General features: G+C 65.7%; 1 protein-coding gene. It reads right to left on the bottom strand.

The window, feature by feature from the left end:
• Positions 1-301: 301 nt before the first annotated feature.
• Positions 302-2,080 (bottom strand): LCP family protein, encoded by a 1,779-nt coding sequence (locus FCI23_RS55040; protein WP_246144934.1) that lies wholly within the window; start codon positions 2,078-2,080, stop codon positions 302-304.
• Positions 2,081-2,900: the final 820 nt, after the last annotated feature.

The raw sequence follows: 2,900 nt of genomic DNA, 5'->3' as shown, positions 1-2,900 counted from the left end.
CCGAACGCCTCCCGGTCGCCGTCGACTGCCCGTGCCCACAACTCCCGGTCGGATATCCCTCCCATAGGTGCGGTGGGACCAGCGTCGTTCAGTTCCATGCACTGTATGTGTCCGGCACCGGGCCGAAGGTTCCCGCTGAACTCACTTTTTTTGACGGACGCCCTCGGTGTGATGGTCAGGCCAGGCCGGCCGACTCAACCTCGTTGCGCAGACATTTGCGCAGGTCATCGCCGTGGTCACTCAGGAACAAACGCACCCCCGAGGGAGAGCCCACCCCCTGTACATCGCAGCCCCGCTGCCTTCAGCCTGCCCAGCGGTAGATGGGCTCGACGGGCATGCAGCCCTTTTCCGCGCCGTTGCTTGCCTGCGCGGAGGCCGGTACCGCACCGGCCTTGGGCAGCGTCGCGCTGAAGTCCGTGCCGGTCTTCCAGTCAGCCCCGACGGTCAGCGTGATCGCCTGCATATCCGCGGACGCCTTGACAGTGGCAGCAGGGATCTTCAGCGCCTTGGCCACCGCAAGTGCGTTGGACTTGCCCTGTTCCCCGCTGCTGGTCGGATAGACGAGGGTGGTGCCGGGGCTGGGCTTGGCCTCCCGGCTTTCAGCGGCCTGGGTGAAACCGGCTGTCTGCAGCGTCACCGCAATAGCACGGGCGCGGCCCGGAGTCGCGACTCCGGCGTCGGTGCCTGCCGTACCGTTGACAACCGTGACCGTGATGGAGCCCGGCGCCGCGGCCGGCGGCCCCTGCGGGGCAGGCGTAGCCGGTTTCGCCGACGGTGAAGTGGTGGGCTTTGCCTTGCCGTTGGGATCCATCGCCACGTCGTTGCGCAGCAGCGTCCACACCGCGGGCGCGTCCGTGGGGTCCGGAAGGTAGTGGGCGTCCGGGGCCTTCGGGTCGGCGATGTGAGGCATGGTGAGCGTCGTGATCCGATCCGGCGGAATGGTTTTGAGCTGCATTCCCAGGTCGTACAGCTTCGTCGGTGAACCGATCTCCGAGGAGACCTCGAAGGCGGACATCGCCGCGGTCGCGATGCTGTTGAGCTCCGTCGGATTGCTGAAGTAGTTCTTGCTCCGCAGCGTGCGGATCAGAGAATTCATGTACATGTGCTGGGCCTGGGCTCGCCCTGCGTCGCTGCCGAAAGCATCGCGGGTGCGCAACCACTGGAGCGCCTGCTTCCCCTGGATGATGTGCGTGCCCGTGGTGAGCTTCAAGCCCGAGCCGCCATGTTTGATATAGGCGGTGGGCCGGTCCCAGACACTGTGCTGGAGGCAGACCGCGACGCCACCGAGGACGTCTGCCATTTTCACCACACCGGCAAAGTCGATCATCAGCCAGTGGTCGATGTAGACGCCGGTGAGGTTTTGTACGGTGGCGAGCGTGCAGCCTGGGCCGCCCCGCCCGAGCGAGGCATTGATGATGTCGTTGGTGGCCGCGTATTGCTGGTGAGTGTTGGGATCGGTGCAGGCGGGTATGTCGACCCGGGTATCACGCGGGATGCTGACCACTGACATGTTGCTGCGGTCTGCCGACAGGTGAGCGATCATGATCACGTCGGCGCGGGCTCCGGCGCTGTCCGCCGCCCCGCCGAGCGCTGCGTCGCCGGAGCCGTTGCGTGTGTCCGACCCCAGGATCAAGATGTTCATCGCGGTCTTGCCGGCCGCATTGGCCTTCGTCTTCGCCACATTCGTCGTACCGCTGCTGCGTTCACCTTTGCGGATCTTGCCGGACAGGTACTCGTAGTAGCCGTACGCGACACCAGAGGCCCCCAAGACCCCGACCGACGTGACGATCGCCACCCAGCGGAGAATCTTGCTCTTACGGCTCCGGGCCTTGCTCCGGCCGCCGCCGCGGTGACCGCTGCCGGTAGCGACCTGCCCGCTCATACCGCCCCGCCGGTGGGACGGCGGCACCGTCTCCGACCCGCCGGACTCGTCCGTACGGCGGCGACGCTGCCCCGGTATCGCCTCCCGCTCCGAGGTGTATGTGCTGTCCGAGCCGGAGAAAGGATCGTGGCCCTCCCCAGGGTCGCCGGGATCAGAAGCGGCGGCATAACGGCCGAATCCTGGCGTTCCGTCGCGCACTGAACCCTCCACAGGTCTTCCTCAGTTATCGGATCGTCATAATGTCAGACGGGCGTTGTCAAGTTGATTGGGGTGCGTTCGTGACCGCGATCAAGGCTGGGGAGCTTCCCGTCCCCTGACAGCTCGGGTCGGCTCAGCCGCAGGTCCATCCACTGATGCACCCCGTGCCAGGTCGATGGTGATGACCGTGTGGTCCGAGGTCCCCCGACACGACGGCGCTGGCCTGGTGGGCTCCCGTCTGCGTGAGCTGGCCGACGGGTGCGTTTCTCCTTGAGGGGCCGGTTGCTGCCTACATCTACATCGCGGTGCAGCTCATCGACCTGCAGCCACCCACGAGGCCGGCCGACTCAACCTCGTTGCGCAGACATTTGCGCAGGTCATCGCCGTGGTCACTCAGGAAGAAACGCACCCGTGAGATCCTCGGCCTCGGACCAGTCGGCCGTCCGCCGGAACAGGTGGTTGTAGACGGTCTTCGCATGACGGTCGAAGATCCGACGAACGCCTCCCGGTCGCCGTCGACTGCCCGTGCCCACAACTCCCGGTCGGATATCCCTCCCATAGGTGCGGTGGGACCAGCGTCGTTCAGTTCCATGCACTGTATGTGTCCGGCACCCGGCCGAAGGTTCCCGCTGAACTCACTTTTTTTGACGGACGCCCTCGGTGTGATGGTCAGGCCGCCAGGGCGTGGGCGAGGCTGAGTTAGTGCGTTGTGGCAAACCGAAGCTCGTTCGAGGCGGGTAGTGCGGGTGATCATTCGGACAGAGGTGCCGACGTGGTCGGGGGCATGAAGGAACGGGCCTCCTGGTAGTGACGTGGTTGT

Source organism: Actinacidiphila oryziradicis, assembly GCF_005047355.1.
GTDB lineage: Bacteria > Actinomycetota > Actinomycetes > Streptomycetales > Streptomycetaceae > Actinacidiphila > Actinacidiphila oryziradicis.
Note: the sequence above shows the minus strand (reverse complement) of the source record. Positions and strands in the feature narration are given on the sequence as shown.